The sequence below is a fragment of the Acinetobacter sp. P1(2023) genome, assembly GCF_028367635.1.
Classification (GTDB): Bacteria; Pseudomonadota; Gammaproteobacteria; order Pseudomonadales; family Moraxellaceae; genus Acinetobacter; species Acinetobacter pittii_E.
Genome location: NZ_JAQNDD010000004.1, coordinates 213,232 through 230,121 on the forward strand (window position 1 = coordinate 213,232; position 16,890 = coordinate 230,121).

Sequence of the window (16,890 nt, forward strand, 5' to 3'; positions counted from 1 at the left end):
GATAAATTCAGCGGTCTTGGATCAGACAAGGCCGGTTTAGTTAAGTATCAACATAGTCTTTATAGACTGATCAAGCTATGCTTCAACTGATAATTCTATTTACTAAATAGTACGGCTATCGACATAATCAACCATTAACTTAAATACCTGATCGATCGTTAATTCCGAACTATCAATGATATAAGCATCTTTGGCTGGCTTGAGCGGAGCAACTTCTCGCTCCATATCTCTTTTGTCACGCGCCTGTATATTAGCTAAAATGTCGTTTATTTTAGCATCTAGCCCCATACCCTGCAACTGTTTTACTCTTCGCTCAGCACGCGATTCAGCCGAAGCTGTCAGATAAATTTTAGCATTTGCTTCAGGAAAGATAGATGTTGCCATATCACGGCCATCTGCAACTAAACCAGGATTTTGCGCAAAAGCTCTTTGTCTTTCAAATAACGCCTGTCTAAGCTCTGGAACCACTGCAACTTTTGATGCGTACTCACCAACTCGTTCTGTACGAATTGTTTGAGATACATCTTCGCCATCCAAGAAAACCAAAATCCCTGATGCAGAAGTCTCAAATTTAATATCAAGTTGACGTGCATATTGAATACATTCATCAAGCTGACTATCTAATTTCTCTAATAAATCGTGTTTATGTAATGACAACCCTAACAAACGATATAACGCACCCGAATCAAGTAAATGATATTGATAATGTGCTGCAAGTTTTGCAGCCAATGTTCCTTTACCCGAACCACTCGGACCATCAATAGTAATAATTTGAACTGTCATTGAACTCTCACTAAGAAGCAACTGCTTTAGCTAATCTCGAAAAGCCTAGTGTAATGGCTAGTTTTAGCTGTGCAAGGATTAATTTACTTACCACTGGCGCTTTTGCCGTTAACTCGATGCGGTATGTAACTAAAGTAATATATGGGGTAATTTCAGAAAACTCGATTCTACCTAAATGATGTTTAATCAAAGGATTATCTATTAATTTATATTCAATACTTTTATTTTCTTCAAGCAATGTAATTTCTTCTTTAAGGGGCTTGATTGGACCAAAGCCCATGCGTCGAACTGAGCCTAAACCATCAGGTCTTTTAGAATCAGCCGAGTCTTTTACACGCACAACTTGTAAAGGTGCAAAAGCAGTATTATAAGTTGAATGCTTAGAGAGCAAATTAAATACATCACTAAGAGGGGCATTAAATTCTTTTTTTACGGTAATTACATTACGCATTGAATAGTCCTTATTAAATAGAATCATGGCATTAAAACCGCGTTAGTTTGCCATAAGCGCATGTTATTTTTTAATCATTTAAGGACGTTTTTTGTAGTTTCTCTTGTCTCTTTTGCTCACGTCTTTGTTTAAAAAAATGACTAAGTTGCTGAGCACATTTTTCTTGCAGACAGCCATTCTGAAATGTAAACCTGTGATTATAATAACCTTGCTGCAATAACTGGCGTGCACTTACCAAGGAACCTGCTTTAGGTTCGGGTGTGCCAAAAACTACATGTTTGATTCTCGCATGTACTAATGCACCTACACACATCGTGCACGGTTCAAGAGTGACATATAAAGTTGTATCTTCAGGTAATCGATAATTTTCTAATGAGGAACATGCTGCCCGAATAGCTTGAATTTCTGCATGTGCAGTTGGATCTAACAAAGTAATGGGAGCATTATAACCTGCTCCAATCACTCGATTTTCACTCACCAAAACAGCTCCAACTGGAATCTCTCCCTGTTGAGCAGCTAATTCAGCTTGCTCGTAAGCAAGCTGCATCCAGTATTCATCACTATATTCAGTCATTATTTTAGGTGATCACACCATGCTGTCTAAGTAAGGCATTCCAGCTATCTATTGAAGTGACCGGTGGACAATCAGCCAAAATACCTCTTAGGCTTAGATCATCACATTGCTTCCATTCTGGTGATAAGTCTTTATCCACCAAGCGCGCACGAACACCTTCCACAAAGTCAGGATGACGTATTTTCCACTCAGAAATCTGAGCTTCTAAATCAAAGACCTCATCCCATGAATGTATTTGTTTGCCCCATTGCCATAGCAACCAAGTAATTGCCGCTGTACTAGGAGAACCTTTTTGCAAGTTTTCACTCGCTTGGCGTAACCAATCGCTACTCGCATCACGCAAACTAACAATCGCTTGATAATCTTGTTCAAAATTGAAACCACGGCAAACGCTATGAATTACATCAAGTGAGTTTTGCAATGGACCTGCTGCAACAGGACGGTGCAAGCTATTTAAAGTATCATCAATTGCTCTAAAATCCCCTGCAGGATAATGAGCCCAATTAATATTTAAAACTTTTTGCAAAACATTATCACGCTGTGCTTCACAAATATGTGTTGCCCAACCGATGCTATATGCTCCGGCTGCGGTCATGATTGAACCAGTTAAACCGGTAAACAAACCTATTGGACCACGATCAGCCAAGAAACGGCTCGCCCCAACATCTGGATATAAACCAATATTAATTTCAGGCATTGCTAAGCGTGAATATGGTGTTACTAGACGAAATGGCGCAGCCATAAACAAGCCTAAACCACCGCCCATCACATAGCCTTCACCCCAAACAACGACTGGTTTAGCATAATTATGTAAGAGTAGATCTAAAGCATATTCCTGTTGGAAGAACTTATTTGCAGTATCTACTTCTTGATTTATAACAAGTTGACGTAATTTTCTAACGTCGCCACCTGCACAAAAAGCTTTTGGTGTAGTTGAGTCTAACCAAATTGCTTTAACACGCTCATCATCACGGAAATCTTCAAATACACGCAATAATGCCGTTACGATTGATTCATCTAAAGCATGTAATGATTTAGGACGATTCAAACGTACTATACGCCAGCCATTTTTTGCTTCTTCAACCACCAAGTCCGGGTGATAGTTATTTACATTGGGAGAGTTCATCATGCGTCCAATTGCCAGTCTATGGGCTCAATGCCATGTTGTTTCAAATATTGATTTGTTTTTGAAAACACTTTGCACCCGAAAAACCCCCCTCTATTTGCAGCAAGAGGTGATGGATGAGCGGCTGTTAAAACCAAGTGTTTATCTCTATTTATACGTTGTCCTTTGCGCTGCGCATAAGCACCCCACAAAATAAATACTACATGTTCTCTTTGCTCATTTAAAACATCAATAACTTCATCAGTAAAGGCTTCCCAACCCTGCTTTTGATGCGAAGTCGGCTGTCCAGCTTCAACTGTAAGTACGCTATTGAGCAAGAGTACACCTTGTTTAGCCCATTTTGTTAAGTCGCCATGGCGAGGAGCTGGAATACCTAAATCTGTATGTAATTCATGAAAAATATTGCGTAAAGATGGCGGTAATGCAATACCTTTTTGAACAGAGAAACTTAATCCATTGGCTTGATTTGGACCGTGATATGGGTCTTGCCCTAAAATCACAACTTTCACTTCAGCCAATGGTGTTGTATTTAAAGCATTAAAAATTTGCTTACTCGGTGGATATATTATTTTTTGAGCTTGTTTCTGTTGAAATAAGAAATCGCGCAAGTTATCCATCTGAGGACTTAATAGAAAAGGTGCTAAAGATCTTTTCCAACTTTCTTCTAATTGAACTTTACTGAGTTTATCTTGCTGCTGCTCAGTTAATTGCATTAATGTCATCCTAGATCAATTTTCAATTCTACAACTATGTAAGTAATTCGATTTATACTTCGACTTGTAAATCAACTTGAGGATTATTAAATTTAATCCCTGTTTTCAAGTCTTCATACATGCGTGGATTTGCCCACTCTATCTGAATTTGTTCTGAAAAAACAATTCTATCGAGACTTAAAATACCCATTTGTTCGTTTTGAATATCTTCAATAAAGCTTTGAGCATATCCAGTATCAGTCTCATGAACAATAACAGAATATACTTCAACATCACCTTCCCCATTTTGAGTGACTGTTGATTGCAAAACTTGCTGAGCTAGATAAAAGAATATACGTGAAAACTGTTCAGCCGACGGTGAAACTGGTAAAGAAATCCAACGAGCACTAAAAGTCTGGCATGCATCAATATATTGGGGATCATCTTTTTCCCAAAAACAGATTGCATGGTCAAAGCTATCGAAAAGATCTTTGATTACTCCCTTTAGGAGTCCAAAATCATAAACCATTTGCCCATGATCTAATTTCGAAGCTTTAAGCAATAATTCAACTTTATAGCTATGTCCATGAATTGATCGCTTACAACGATCCGATGTACAGTTACGTACAACATGTGCATTTTCAAACTTAAATAACTTACGAATTAACATGTGCCAAATCGATCATTCCTTCTAAGAACATTATTATAAAGCAAAAGACGAAAATTTCGCACCACTTTTCAATTAGAAACAATTAGCAAAAAGTATGATAAGACTTGTGAAGAAACATTGAAGCTACGCATATAAAAAATTTAGATTTATTCCAATATGTACCCGAGAAAAATTTATAATTACAAACATCGATATTCCACCAAAGACGAATAACTCATAAATTTTCAATTAGTTAAAAGGCGCCATATTTCTAGAATATACATAAACCTGCTTATCGCTGCGCATTAGTGCACTTGTAAACTGTCTTTTTCTATTATTCAACACAACCTCAATTTGTGCCTGAAAAAAGCTCGACTTCACATCTAAAAGGCTATTAACTTCAGTTTTCTTTTGTGTATCAACTGCTGAAAAAGCATTCAATTGCCATAATTCATCAATATTTTGAAAGAATTTTAAATTTTGTTGGCGTGATTGAAGTTCTTTTTCTATAGTCCCTAAATCTAATTTTTGATCAATACTCGCTAATACTAATGGTGATGCAGTATTAATATTCACTTTTGTATTTTCAGGTAATGCCGATATGTATGGGGCAATTAAATCATATTTTTTCCCTTCAAAACCTCTTACCGACTTCAACTCTTCAATACGATGAAATTTAGCATTTGAAGCCAAATAGCCAGGATCAAGGCCTTCATAATAGTTACTTTCTGCTCCCATAGGTCCAGATGGTTCGTCATCTGAATCTTGCCAATCAATAACTGCTTGGCTTAACTCTGCCGGCAAACCCACACGCACAAGCAACCGCTCAAACCAGTTTTTAGCAGCTTCGTTTACCGTACCTTCATTGGTCGTTAAATTGTTCAGATTAAATTTACCTGATTCATCTAGTAAACGTCCCGATACGATTCCATCTTCTATTGGGAAAGGTGGCATCGGTTGTGCCCAGCTTTCCTTTAAATGATCAATACCACCAACATTATTAGTATCTTGAATTAATAACTCAGAAAAAAAAGCTTCTGCACTTTTTGCATAAAGTAATGACTGATTTTGACGCATCAAATAACCCGTATTTTCCATGGTATTAGTTTGATGCTTTGCGATAGAGGCAGCTAAAATTGTAGCTAAAGCAACCATTATCAAAATTGTGAGTAACGCTACACCTTGCTGATTTTTTTTATAGTGCAACATATCACCCTCCTCCTTCTTTGGAGAGCGATGAAACCCCTTGATTCAAACTATAAACCCACTCATAACTTACACCTGCAACCGTGAGTTGTATTTTTATACCTTTCGGTAACTTTCTAAATTCTTCAGGTTTTGTAGGGTCAAGATTAATTTCTGGCCACTTTGTCACTTCTTGCGGTGTCAACACCATAATTTGAAATTGTTCAACTTGGCTCAACAGTGTACTTGATAGGGGCTGCTCTCTATTTGAAGTATTTAAATTACTATATTTAAGACGATAAAGCTTTTTTTGGTCAGGGTCATATTGATATTCAATACGCTCAAAAGGTGATAATCCTTGCTTTAAAGGGTCAGTAACACCTGCCTTACTAAAACGAAGAACTTGATTATTAAGCTCTAGAGCTGGATGTAATTGCCCGCCTTGATTTGCTGACAAAGGTATAATCTGCAACGTATCGCGCAAAACTTGTTGATAAGCATCTTGTAATTCAAACAACTGCACTTCATGTTGAGTATTACGATCTCGGACCTTTAGTAAATAATCAAAAACCTTCCAACCCAACAGAGACAAAATAGCAAAAATTGCAATCGAAACTAAAAGCTCAACTAAAGTAAATCCTGAGGCACGAATTAATCGAGCACTGCTCGATCGTGCCGCAAGACGAGGAGCTGTGCTTTGAGAGCAAAAATATTTATTTTTTATCATTATTTCGCTTTCATTGGGTAATTAAAAAATACCAAGTGAGTAATACCATTTTGAACTTTCCCCTTATCAGAATCATATAAACTAACTTGTACATCTACTTTTTGAACATTTGGACTAATTGTAGATTGCGCAGATTTATCAATCTGCCAAGTCTCGCCTTGAGAAGTCACTTGCTTACTTTGTGTACCTTCGAGCCATTCCTGATTTATTTCCATTAAAGCAACTTCATTCATTGCAACAAACTGTGCTTTTGTTCTAAGAATTGCATTTGAGGTAGATTGAGTATATTGCATGGCTACTTTAGTTAACGCGACAGCCGCCACTGCAAAAATTGCTAAAGCAACCATCACTTCTAATAGAGTAAAGCCTTTAGATTTCATTTATTTTACCCAAATGATCAATTTGTATTTCTGAACCAATTGGTTTTTGCTCAAAGTAGAACTGGATTTTAACGGTTTTAGCTTCACCATTGCCAAACCAGATTAACTGAGGAGCTTGCCCTCCAATTAAATCGGTATTCGTAGCTTTTGAATAGTTTTGCGTATCTAAAGGTTGTACTGTAAACGATACATGTTTAGGCAGTTGCCGCGTAGTAAATTCTGAATATTTTTGCCAGCGATTTTTTATATCTTGAACCTGTAATTTACTCTGGTCGTGATATTCATACAGTTCATAAGAAAATGGTGAAACGTCGGTTTCGCTGAGAGTGGATAAAGCTAGAACACGAGATTGATCAAGCGACTCTTTACCAATTTTATGTATATCAAGCAAAAATAGCTCTCTTGCTTGCATTGCTTTCTTTTGGTCAACCCCACCAATGTTAAGTACGACGAGTGAAGTCATAATCGTCATAATAACAATCACCACCATCACTTCAATAAGCGTAAAACCTTTTTGGGATTTAGGTGATTGAGTTTTCATATCGACCTAAGCATATTGCTCAACAGCTTGTTTAGGTAAGGCTAATGCCTGATCAATATAAGCCACTCTCAAAGTGTCTCTTGAACCTAAATACCGTTGGTAAAAACTTGAATTGAGAATAGCTGCTGCACCATGAGTTAATGACCAAATAGAAGCCAAATAATCACGAGTTGTCATATTACTTTGAATAGATTCTAAATAATGATCTGTCATACGAATGATAATTCGCAATCGCTGTTTACGGACCTGATAAAGCTCATGAAAAAGATGATGGACACCTTGAGCAGTGATTGAGAGTTTTTCTTCAATTTGGTGAAATAAAACTGTTCGCTCAGGATGATGTAAATGGTGCAACATAAAAAAAGCTAAATGTTCTGGAAAGGCCTTTTCAGTATCTTGAACCATTTCAAGTAACATACGCTCATTACGAATAATCAACAGCATGTACAACTCATCTTTACTTTGAAAGTGTTTGTACAAAGTTCCTTTTGCTAAATCAAGCTCAGCAGCCAGGACATCAAGTGTCATTCCAGCTTCGCCATTTTCTAGCAATAATTGTTCCGCAACCTGAAATATTAATACTTCTCTTGCTCGGAACTGAGCCTGACGATCCATCTTCACGCAATTACTCTCTTATATAGTTTCTATAACCTAAATTGCTTTTAACAAGTTCTCAAAATTTTGTGAGGTGATCATTGCAATTTCCTCAACCGATTTATCATATACATCACTGAGCGCTTTGGCTACATAAGGCACATATTTTGGCTCATTTGTTTTACCACGATATGGAACAGGGGCTAAATATGGACTATCTGTTTCAATTAAAAGACGATCTAGGGGAACCTGCTTAGCTACATCTCTTAGATCTTGCGCGTTCTTAAATGACACAATGCCGGAAAAAGAAATATAATAACCACAATCCAGCACAGCTTTAGCCGTTTCCCAATCCTCAGTAAAACAATGCAGAATTCCATGTGTTGAGTGTTCAGCACGAATAATATCTACCGTATCATGCTTTGCTGAACGGGTATGAACGACAACTGGTTTTTTTACAATTTTTGAAGCTTGGATATGTCTTGCAAAACATGCCTTTTGCTCCTCAATAAAATCTGTACTGTGATAATAATCCAGTCCAGTTTCACCTAAAGCCCATACTTTTTCTGATTGAGCTAAGTCAACTAAATATTCGGTTGTTGCGCGTGCCATAGTATCTACATCTTCACAAGGATGTACGCCGACCGTATAACCAACGTCTTCATGTTTTTTTGCAATTTCTGCTAGTGCAATATGGTCATCTAGATCTACGGAAATTGCCATAAACTTAGACACTCCTTCTGCTCGCGCTGCTGCAAGCGCAAGATCCAGATCACCGTTATAAGGCGTTAAATCCAACATCGTTAAATGGCAATGCGTATCAACAAACACTTTTCTTTCCTATTTAATTACATGGTATAACTTGGGCGGTCTAGAGACATACTACCAGCCAAAACTCGTTCTGCCTCGTTTTTATAGTAAATTCCCTTATCTCCACTCAACTGAATAGCAAAACCTTGAGGTTTAAATCCACTTTGCTTATGGGAGATCCAGATTACTTTACCTGTTAGAGGAATTTTTTGAGACTGCTCAGGCAAAGTTGCCAAAATGAAAATTTCTTGTCCCATCTTTACCTTTTGTTTTGATGGTACGAATAGACCTCCACCTTGCACATACCCCATATAACTTGCTTGTAAAGTAGCTTTATCAGGAATATTTACCTGAATAATCCCCCCCATTTGCGGCTGCATCATCTTCCCCTTAGATATTCATTAACGTTATAAACAACTGATCTATAATTAGTTGACTTTGTACATTTTGCTCAACAAGCTTTTTTGCTTGTTGTAATTCATTATAAATATTAAATAAGCTTTCTAAATCATAATATGAGCTTAACTGATCAAAATCTAAATCAGTATTTTTCTGTGGTTGATTTAGCTTGACACAAATTAAATCACCCAACAAGTATTCAAAAAGCATTATAAAATCACTAAAACTTAATTCTTTTTGCCATTTGCCAGAGAAAAATAGAGGCATATCTTTTTGAGCAACAATCTTAAGCCAGTCATTTAAGAAAATCTGCCTTTTCGCAAACCAGTCACTTTTAGCAATTTCTATTGCTTGTAAAGGCATATCATTGGATAAACCAAGTAATAAATCTGGTTGTACTTCTGCAATCTCAGATAAATGTTCATTCAAATAGGATGTAGCTTGCTCGTAGGAGATACGATCCAAAGCAAAATGCTGTAAACGGCTACGAATAGTGGCAGGTAATTTAAGGTAGTGATCAGCCAATAAAATTAAAACAACACGCTCCCCCGGCTCTTCTAAAGTCTTTAGTAAAGCATTTGAGGATGCCAAATTAAGCGCCTCAGCAGGTTCAATCACAATAACGCGCCAACCTTCTCCCGTTTGTTGTACGAAAGGTAGTAAGTCACGTATCTTTTCTATTTTAATTTTTGCATTCTGCTTTTTATTTTCTTCATCCGTTGTGATATGAACATAATTGGGATGAGTGTCTGATTTTAGCCATTGGCAACTGCTACATTCCCCACAAGGGCCTTGCGCCTGCTTATTTAAACAAAGCACCCATGCTAAAAAATGCTTAGCAAAAGCATGTTTCCCACACCCTTGCTTGCCGTAAAATAAGAGACCATGGCCAATATTGGGAAACCTTGTAGTCAAGGTATCCCATGTTGTTTGCTGCCAAGGATAAACCTTTGAAGTTACATTCGGATTCATTAAAAATTAACGCTTATTCAAAAGATTCAACAGGCATATTATTTAAGCGATCAAGATCAGCTTGTGTATCCACACCAGGTGGTAAATTTGCTTCGGCTACAGCGATTGCAATTCGATGACCATTTTCTAAAACACGTAATTGTTCAAGACTCTCAAGCTTTTCAAGTTTACCCATATCCCATGTTACATATTCTTGTAATAAGTTCACTCGATAAGCATACAAACCTAAATGACGAAATGCTTGTGTATGTAAAGTCGGTTCAGCATGCTTAGCCCCATCTCGATCATAAGGAATAGTTGCACGGCTAAAATATAATGCTTCATTTTGTTTAGACATGACTACTTTTACAATACTGTCCCGCTGAAACTCATCTAAGGTATGAATCGGCTCACACAACGTAGACATTGAACAATTTGGTTTATCTACCAAAAGTTTCGCAACTTGTTGGACAAGTTGAGCTGGCAACAAAGGTTCATCACCTTGAACATTTACAATAATATCGTCTGCATCCCAGCCTTTAATACGAGCAACTTCACTTAAACGGTCTGTTCCTGAAGGATGATCCGGACTCGTAAGAACCACATCAACTCCATCTGCACGGCAAATCTCAGCAATACGCTCGTCATCTGTTGCCACACACAGATCATCAAAACCTTCGACTTTTTTTGCCTGATCCACTACACGTAAAATCATAGGACGGTTATGAATAAGCAACAATGGTTTACCTGGCAAACGCGAACTTGAGAAGCGTGCTGGAATGACGATGTGTTTCATTTTTTCTACCTAAGATAATTGAATATCAAGTTCTTGCAATTGCTGTTTTAAAACCTGATAACACTGTGGAGACAGGACGGCTTTAACAGGAACCACCCAAATAGACTGTTTAAATTCAGGATGCTTTTCAAGTAATGCTAATAATTTAACCGCATCTTTTTCAGTTGTAACAAGCGGCAGGTCATCATTAAAAATCAAATCATTAATTGTGTAATCATGATGGTCACGAAATGCGTGTTCTTGAAATTGTTTCAGGCCCAAATCTTTAAGTGTTTGATAAAAGCGTTGAGGAAAGCCAATACCGACTAGAGCGTGATAACTATTCTCAGGATTGAAATTGGGTTTAGAACTAGACAAAGGATTGAGTAAATATGGCTGTCCTACCTCGAGGTGCATATTTAATTCTGTAGCAGGTTTATAAGTATGCTCAATCACCGTTCCTGTTTCTAAACGCTCAACAGGTTCGCGTAGATAGCCTTCAGGTAATAATTTTTTATTACCTAGACCACGATTTTGATCGAGTACAATCCACTCTATTTGCCGTCCTAATGCCCAATGCTGTAGCCCATCATCACTGATAATCAAATCTATTTGTGATGACTTAAGCAATAGCTCTATTGCAGCCTGCCGATTAGGACCCACCGCCATTGGCACACTTGTAGCCTGAACAATTAATGCAGGCTCATCTCCAACCTGAGCGACTTGTGCACCTGAGGTAACTAACATGGGAAAAGGACCACTACCCCCGTACCCCCGACTAATTACCCCAACTTTTACATTATGCTGCTGTAGATAATTCACCAGTTGTATTAATAATGGAGTCTTCCCACTACCTCCCACTGTAATATTACCTATAACCATCACAGGCACGGGTGCTTTATAAACCGACTTAAAACCTGAATGATAAAGATTACGATTGAATAGAAACCCAGCACGATACAAGCAAGATAATGGACGTAAAGCAACCAACCAACTTGATTGCTTATTCCATGCATTTTGGATCAACTGGGCTAATGACATGCTTAGTTATCCTCGAAATTACGTTGATGTAATTGATAATAAGCACCATGTTTTGTGAGGAGTTCTTGGTGAGTACCTTGTTCAACAATTTGCCCTTGATCCATCACTACAATACGATCAGCATTTTCAATTGTTGATAAACGGTGAGCAATAACAATAGTTGTACGGTCTTGCATCGCTTCATCAAATGCTTGCTGAATAAAATGTTCAGATTCATTATCTAAAGCGCTTGTAGCTTCATCTAAAATTAAAATTGGAGCATTCTTTAAAATAGCTCGAGCAATAGCAATTCGCTGACGTTGTCCACCTGATAAGTTTAGGCCTTGTGCACCCAAGACAGTATCATAACCATTTGGTAAATTCATAATAAAGTCATGTGCATATGCAGCTTTTGCAGCAGCATAAATTTCCTCATCTGAGGCACTCTGCAACTGACCATAAGCAATATTTTCACGAACAGTACGGTTAAACAATACAACTTGCTGATTTACCATTGCGATTTGTGTACGCAGACAAGAAAGATCAATGTCATTAATTGGCACACCATCTAAATAAATTTGCCCACTTGATACCTCTTGAAAACGTACCAACATGTTAACCAATGAGCTTTTACCAGCACCTGAACGACCAACTAACGCTACAGTTTGACCAGGAAGAATATCTAGAGAGAAATCTTTAATTGCTTGTACGCCATCAGCATAATTTAATGCCACATGATCAAAACGAATCGCACCATTTAATTTAGGTTTTAAATGACCATTATTTTGCTCTTCAGGCAAATCTAATAATTCAAAAACAGAGTGAGCTGCCGCTAAACCGCGTTGTAACTTTTCATTAACATCAGTCAAGTTTTTAACTGGCTTTGCTAACAAACCAGCTGCTGTAATGTAAGCTACAAACTCACCAGCACTCGTACTACCCAAAATTTGTGGACGTAAAGCTAACCATACAATAAGGGCCATAGCACAAGCCATCACCACCTGAACCACTGGACTATTCAGGTTTTGCACAATTACCATCTTCAGACCACGCTTTAAGTTTTCTTCCGATGACTTATAGAATCGTGCTTGTTCAGATTCCTCACCTGCAAAACTTTTTACTACCGCATTACCATTAATACTTTCTTGGACAACATGGTTCACATCGCCCATCGTATCTTGGACTTGTAAAGAAAGCTTTCGCATTCGTTTTGAGGCTTTACGTACCAATATGCCAATGACTGGTAAAAATACAAAAATACATAACGTAAGGCGCCAATTGGTATAAAACAGATAACCTAATAGCCCAAGGGTAATCATTCCATCCCTAACGATGGTTCTTAATGATTCCGAAGAAGCTGCTGTTAGCTGCTCAACGTTATACATAATCTTGGCAGTAATATGACCAGATGAATTATCTAAGTAATATTGTGCAGGTAATCTTAAAAGCTTGGCATAAACTTCTTGTCGAATACTAAAAACCAGACTACGTGAAATCACCGCAGTATAGTAACCGCCCATAAAAAGGCCTAAACCACGGAAAAAAACTAATAAAATGATTAATAATGGGAACCAATCCAAATCAGCTCTGCTACTGTGTTGGATTGCATCAATAATAAATTTAATCAATTTAGCAACGGAAACTTCTGTTGCTGAGTTAATACCGAACCCGATAAGAACTAATAAGGCCACGCCCCAATAAGGTTTTAAATAGGCAATGAGACGCAAATAAACCTTAAAATCTTGATTCACTCAGAAAAACCTCTAGAAGGAACTTTGGTACTAATATTGATGTTAACAAAACCGAGTTGTCCTGCTACATCCATAACGCGAATTACATCCTGATGAGACGCTTTAGCATCCGCAGCAATGATGAACATAAAATCACGGCGCTCTTGAGCAACTTGCTTAATCGCAGTACTCAGATCAGCAACCTCTTTAGACGAAAGTGCCTGACCATTTACAGCATAATGACCAGCAGAGTCTACCACGACTTCAATTTTCTGATCGTACTGTTTTGGTGGAACACCTTGTGCATCTGGTAATGTTAAATTAATGCGACTTGGCTGATTAAAAGTAGTCGAAAGTAATAAAAAAACCAAAATGAACAGCAAACAATCAATCATGGGCGTTAAATTGATATGAATGTCTTCGACCTGAGAACGTTTAAATTTCATCTGGTTATTCACCCATTACCCAACACGACGGTGTTCTACTATAGACGATGAACGTTTATAGAATAATGAGGCATGAAATAAAGTCGATTGCTGTTCGAGTTCAGCCACATAATCTTGCACCACTCTCTGGAAATAGCGATACGCGATTAAAGCTGGAATTGCAATTAACATTCCCACAGCTGTGGTAATAAGCGCTTTAGAGATACCCGGAATCATTAAGCTTGGACTACCAGCCGATCCAAAATCAATCACAAGGAATGATTCAATAATCCCAACTACCGTACCCAATAACCCGAGTAAAGGTGCCACTGCACTCAAAGTTCCTAAGAAATTAATATTTTTTTCTAAATAAGAAATTTCTTGAGAAGCTGCCACTTCCATTTGGGCACGTGCAAATTGCTCACCATGCTCACGATGATCAAAACCTGCTTTTAAAATGTGAGCCAATGCGCTGTTTTGCACTTCTACATTTTGTTCCAAATTTTCCACAATATCTTCAGTTCTTAAAGAACTATCATCAATTAATGCTTTGGGTAGAACTTGTGAACGTCTTAACCGAACAAAACGCTCAATACTGATCGCAACAGTTAAAATCGAGCATAGAATTAAAGGCAGCATTAACCAACCACCCGCTCTCACAAGTTCCCACATATCTTCTTCCCCAAGAATATAAAATTAGAAATATATGACCCAAATGCAAATTAATCAGGCAAACAAATATTTAAAATACCATCCAACTCATCTAAGGTATGATAATGGATAACAAGCTTACCCTTACCTTTTTGATTGTGATCAATTTTTACATTAGCGCCAAAACGCTCTGATAATTTTTGCGTTAATTGCTCAATATCTGGTGCTACAGGTGCTTTTTCCTTCTCCTGTTTAGGTTCACTTCTATCACGCACCAATTGCTCTGTTTGACGAACAGATAAACCTTTTTCAATTACAATTTTAGCAACGTCTAATTGATCTTTACCTTTTAACGTCAAGATAGCTCGAGCATGCCCCATATCAAGTAGGCCTTGCTGCATGAAGTCTTTAATTTCATCCGCCAAACTTAACAAACGTAGTAAATTACTTACTGTAGTACGTGCTTTTCCTACCGTATCAGCAATTTCTTGGTGGCTTAAGCCAAATTCATCATGGAAGCGTTGTAAAGCTATTGCTTGATCAATCGGGTTTAAATCTTGACGTTGAATATTCTCAATGAGTGCTAAAGCAATAGCAACTTGATCATTTAAATCACGAACAATTGCAGGAATTTCAGATAAACCTGCAAGTTGTGCAGCACGCCAACGACGCTCACCAGCAATGATTTCGTACGGATGTACTTCATCATCCACTGGGCGAATGACAATAGGTTGCATCACCCCATGTTTTTCAATAGAAGATGCCAATTCTTGTAAATCATGCTCATGAATAAAACGACGCGGCTGATATTCACCACGTTTTAATAAATTTACATCAATTTGCTTCAACTGTCCGTGGTCAAGTGCCTGTGCTTCAAGTTGTAATTTTTCTTTTTGAATTGAACCAAGTAATGCATCTAAACCACGTCCTTTAGCCAATCCGCGTTTTTTGATGCTCATACTTTACTTCCTTTCTTCACTTTACTTTTCTTTAACATCTCAGCCGCAAGATTTAAGTATGCAACTGCACCTTTAGAACTTTTCTCAAAATAGATCACAGGTAAACCATGTGCTGGCGCTTCTGCTAAGCGGACATTACGTGGAACAACAGTATCATAAAGTTTTTTGCCGAAATACTGTTCTAGCTCTGCAGATACATCACGTGTTAAGGCATTTCGTGCATCGTACATTGTACGTAATACACCAATAATTTCTAAATCAGGATTTAATGCTTTTTGAATTCGATCAATGGTCTGGGTTAAATCAGCTAAACCCTCTAGCGCATAATATTCGCACTGCATTGGAATAATTACACTATCTACAGCCGCTAAAGCATTGACTGTAATTAAACTCAAGCTTGGAGCACAATCCACAATAATAAAATCAAATGAGTTTCTAATTTCATTCAAAGCATTTTTTAAAATGAACTCACGGCCCTCTTGCTCTGCAATAGCAAGTTCAACACCTGAAAGCTCACGATTAGAACCTAAAACTTTATATCCAACTTCAGCTTTTTGAATAGCTGTTTCAATTGGCACTTCACCAAGTAGTACATCCGTAATTGAATACAAAAGATCGTTCTTTTGAATACCGGACCCCATCGTAGCATTACCCTGTGAATCCATATCTACAAGTAATACACGTTTCTTTAATACAGCTAGAGACGCTGCAAGATTTACTGCAGTCGTTGTTTTACCAACACCACCCTTTTGGTTTGCAATCGCAATAATTTGAGCCATGGTAACCCTAATACTTTTTATTTAAATACGTTGAAGTAAAAGTAAATGACGTTGTTCATCAAGTCTTGGTACATTCAGCTCAATCACTTTACATGAAAAGTCTGGCTTAAGCTGCTCAATTTCCTCAACCGGCACAACTCCTTTCATTGCTGCAATAATACTGCCCTGATGTAAGTATGGCTGAGCTGCATCTACAAAATCCGTTAAAGAAGCAAAAGCACGGCTTGTGATGACATCAAACTGTCCAAGCTCATCAATTGTATCTTGATTCTCAACACGTGTTTGTACTGCCACAACATTGCTCAATTTAAGATCAGCAATAAATTGTTTCAAAAAACGAATTTTTTTACCATTTGAGTCAAGTAGCACACAGTTACGTTCTGGCTGACATAATGCAATGATCATGCCTGGCATACCACCACCAGTACCAACATCGAGTAATCGACCTTCTGGCAAATCTTTCAAAATACTTAAGCTATCCAACAAATGCTTCACTAACATTTCTTTCGGATCGCGAATTGCTGTCAGATTATATGCTTTGTTCCAAAGCACTAATGCATCCTGATACTTCAACAAGAGCGTCAATGCTTCGTCGCTTAAGTTCAGGCCTAATGCCTGACTACCTTGCTTTAATTCTTGGAAAAAAGGATGCATAGCTGCAAGTCATCTCAAAAAAATTTGCCAAAGTA

The 16,890-nt window shown here is 37.7% G+C and carries 22 protein-coding genes; all 22 read right to left on the reverse strand.

Annotated elements, in window-relative coordinates; translation table 11 throughout:
- Nucleotides 1-102: 102 nt before the first annotated feature.
- Nucleotides 103-783: a (d)CMP kinase gene (gene cmk, locus POD11_RS08015; RefSeq protein WP_016141187.1), complete on the reverse strand. Its 681-nt coding sequence runs from the start codon at nucleotides 781-783 to the stop codon at nucleotides 103-105.
- A gap of 10 nt (nucleotides 784-793) precedes the next feature.
- Complete coding sequence (locus POD11_RS08020; protein WP_239968327.1) at nucleotides 794-1,234, reverse strand: SRPBCC family protein; 441 nt, start codon at nucleotides 1,232-1,234, stop codon at nucleotides 794-796.
- A 70-nt stretch (nucleotides 1,235-1,304) separates the two neighbouring features.
- Entirely contained in the window at nucleotides 1,305-1,808 is a 504-nt protein-coding gene (tadA, locus tag POD11_RS08025) for a tRNA adenosine(34) deaminase TadA (protein WP_224991782.1), read from the reverse strand.
- 4 nt (nucleotides 1,809-1,812) lie between these two features.
- Nucleotides 1,813-2,937, reverse strand: a complete 1,125-nt coding sequence (locus POD11_RS08030; protein ID WP_080649467.1) for an enoyl-CoA hydratase/isomerase family protein — start codon at nucleotides 2,935-2,937, stop codon at nucleotides 1,813-1,815.
- Nucleotides 2,934-3,647 (reverse strand): uracil-DNA glycosylase, encoded by a 714-nt coding sequence (gene ung / locus POD11_RS08035; protein ID WP_016141191.1) that lies wholly within the window; start codon nucleotides 3,645-3,647, stop codon nucleotides 2,934-2,936. The genes POD11_RS08030 and ung overlap by 4 nt, the downstream gene beginning before the upstream one ends.
- Before the next feature lie 52 nt (nucleotides 3,648-3,699).
- On the reverse strand, nucleotides 3,700-4,296 hold the full coding sequence (locus POD11_RS08040) for a 6-pyruvoyl trahydropterin synthase family protein (RefSeq protein WP_016141192.1): 597 nt from the start codon (nucleotides 4,294-4,296) through the stop codon (nucleotides 3,700-3,702).
- A gap of 228 nt (nucleotides 4,297-4,524) precedes the next feature.
- On the reverse strand, nucleotides 4,525-5,484 hold the full coding sequence (gene gspK / locus POD11_RS08045; protein ID WP_262456888.1) for a type II secretion system minor pseudopilin GspK: 960 nt from the start codon (nucleotides 5,482-5,484) through the stop codon (nucleotides 4,525-4,527).
- A 1-nt stretch (nucleotide 5,485) separates the two neighbouring features.
- The gene (gene gspJ / locus POD11_RS08050) at nucleotides 5,486-6,187 is read right to left on the reverse strand and encodes a type II secretion system minor pseudopilin GspJ (protein WP_262456889.1); all 702 of its coding nucleotides are present in this window, start codon (nucleotides 6,185-6,187) and stop codon (nucleotides 5,486-5,488) included.
- A complete protein-coding gene (gene gspI, locus POD11_RS08055; protein WP_005069533.1) occupies nucleotides 6,187-6,567 on the reverse strand; it encodes a type II secretion system minor pseudopilin GspI in 381 nt (126 codons plus the stop codon). The genes gspJ and gspI overlap by 1 nt, the downstream gene beginning before the upstream one ends.
- Nucleotides 6,557-7,108 (reverse strand): type II secretion system protein, encoded by a 552-nt coding sequence (locus tag POD11_RS08060; protein WP_239976061.1) that lies wholly within the window; start codon nucleotides 7,106-7,108, stop codon nucleotides 6,557-6,559. The genes gspI and POD11_RS08060 overlap by 11 nt, the downstream gene beginning before the upstream one ends.
- 6 nt (nucleotides 7,109-7,114) lie before the next feature.
- Nucleotides 7,115-7,723 (reverse strand): TetR/AcrR family transcriptional regulator, encoded by a 609-nt coding sequence (locus POD11_RS08065; protein WP_016141197.1) that lies wholly within the window; start codon nucleotides 7,721-7,723, stop codon nucleotides 7,115-7,117.
- A gap of 36 nt (nucleotides 7,724-7,759) precedes the next feature.
- Nucleotides 7,760-8,533, reverse strand: coding sequence for a TatD family hydrolase (locus tag POD11_RS08070; RefSeq protein WP_224991778.1), 774 nt, complete (start codon nucleotides 8,531-8,533; stop codon nucleotides 7,760-7,762).
- Nucleotides 8,534-8,550: 17 nt separating this feature from the next.
- Complete coding sequence (locus POD11_RS08075) at nucleotides 8,551-8,892, reverse strand: PilZ domain-containing protein (protein WP_025470317.1); 342 nt, start codon at nucleotides 8,890-8,892, stop codon at nucleotides 8,551-8,553.
- A 10-nt stretch (nucleotides 8,893-8,902) separates the two neighbouring features.
- Complete coding sequence (locus POD11_RS08080) at nucleotides 8,903-9,883, reverse strand: DNA polymerase III subunit delta' (protein ID WP_239968336.1); 981 nt, start codon at nucleotides 9,881-9,883, stop codon at nucleotides 8,903-8,905.
- Between the two features lie 13 nt (nucleotides 9,884-9,896).
- Nucleotides 9,897-10,658, reverse strand: coding sequence for a 3-deoxy-manno-octulosonate cytidylyltransferase (gene kdsB / locus POD11_RS08085; protein WP_016141201.1), 762 nt, complete (start codon nucleotides 10,656-10,658; stop codon nucleotides 9,897-9,899).
- A gap of 9 nt (nucleotides 10,659-10,667) precedes the next feature.
- The gene (gene lpxK / locus POD11_RS08090; protein ID WP_262456890.1) at nucleotides 10,668-11,678 is read right to left on the reverse strand and encodes a tetraacyldisaccharide 4'-kinase; all 1,011 of its coding nucleotides are present in this window, start codon (nucleotides 11,676-11,678) and stop codon (nucleotides 10,668-10,670) included.
- Nucleotides 11,679-11,680: 2 nt separating this feature from the next.
- On the reverse strand, nucleotides 11,681-13,408 hold the full coding sequence (gene msbA / locus POD11_RS08095; RefSeq protein WP_262456891.1) for a lipid A export permease/ATP-binding protein MsbA: 1,728 nt from the start codon (nucleotides 13,406-13,408) through the stop codon (nucleotides 11,681-11,683).
- Complete coding sequence (locus POD11_RS08100; protein ID WP_016141204.1) at nucleotides 13,405-13,833, reverse strand: ExbD/TolR family protein; 429 nt, start codon at nucleotides 13,831-13,833, stop codon at nucleotides 13,405-13,407. The genes msbA and POD11_RS08100 overlap by 4 nt, the downstream gene beginning before the upstream one ends.
- Nucleotides 13,834-13,848: 15 nt before the next feature.
- Nucleotides 13,849-14,484 carry a MotA/TolQ/ExbB proton channel family protein gene (locus POD11_RS08105; protein ID WP_016141205.1) on the reverse strand — a complete coding sequence of 212 codons (636 nt, stop codon included), beginning with the start codon at nucleotides 14,482-14,484 and terminating at the stop codon, nucleotides 13,849-13,851.
- 50 nt (nucleotides 14,485-14,534) lie between these two features.
- Nucleotides 14,535-15,422: a ParB/RepB/Spo0J family partition protein gene (locus tag POD11_RS08110; protein WP_016141206.1), complete on the reverse strand. Its 888-nt coding sequence runs from the start codon at nucleotides 15,420-15,422 to the stop codon at nucleotides 14,535-14,537.
- Entirely contained in the window at nucleotides 15,419-16,201 is a 783-nt protein-coding gene (locus POD11_RS08115; RefSeq protein ID WP_002121458.1) for a ParA family protein, read from the reverse strand. Before POD11_RS08115 ends, POD11_RS08110 begins: the two co-directional genes overlap by 4 nt.
- Nucleotides 16,202-16,222: 21 nt before the next feature.
- Nucleotides 16,223-16,855, reverse strand: a complete 633-nt coding sequence (gene rsmG, locus POD11_RS08120) for a 16S rRNA (guanine(527)-N(7))-methyltransferase RsmG (RefSeq protein ID WP_224991771.1) — start codon at nucleotides 16,853-16,855, stop codon at nucleotides 16,223-16,225.
- Nucleotides 16,856-16,890 lie beyond the last annotated feature (35 nt).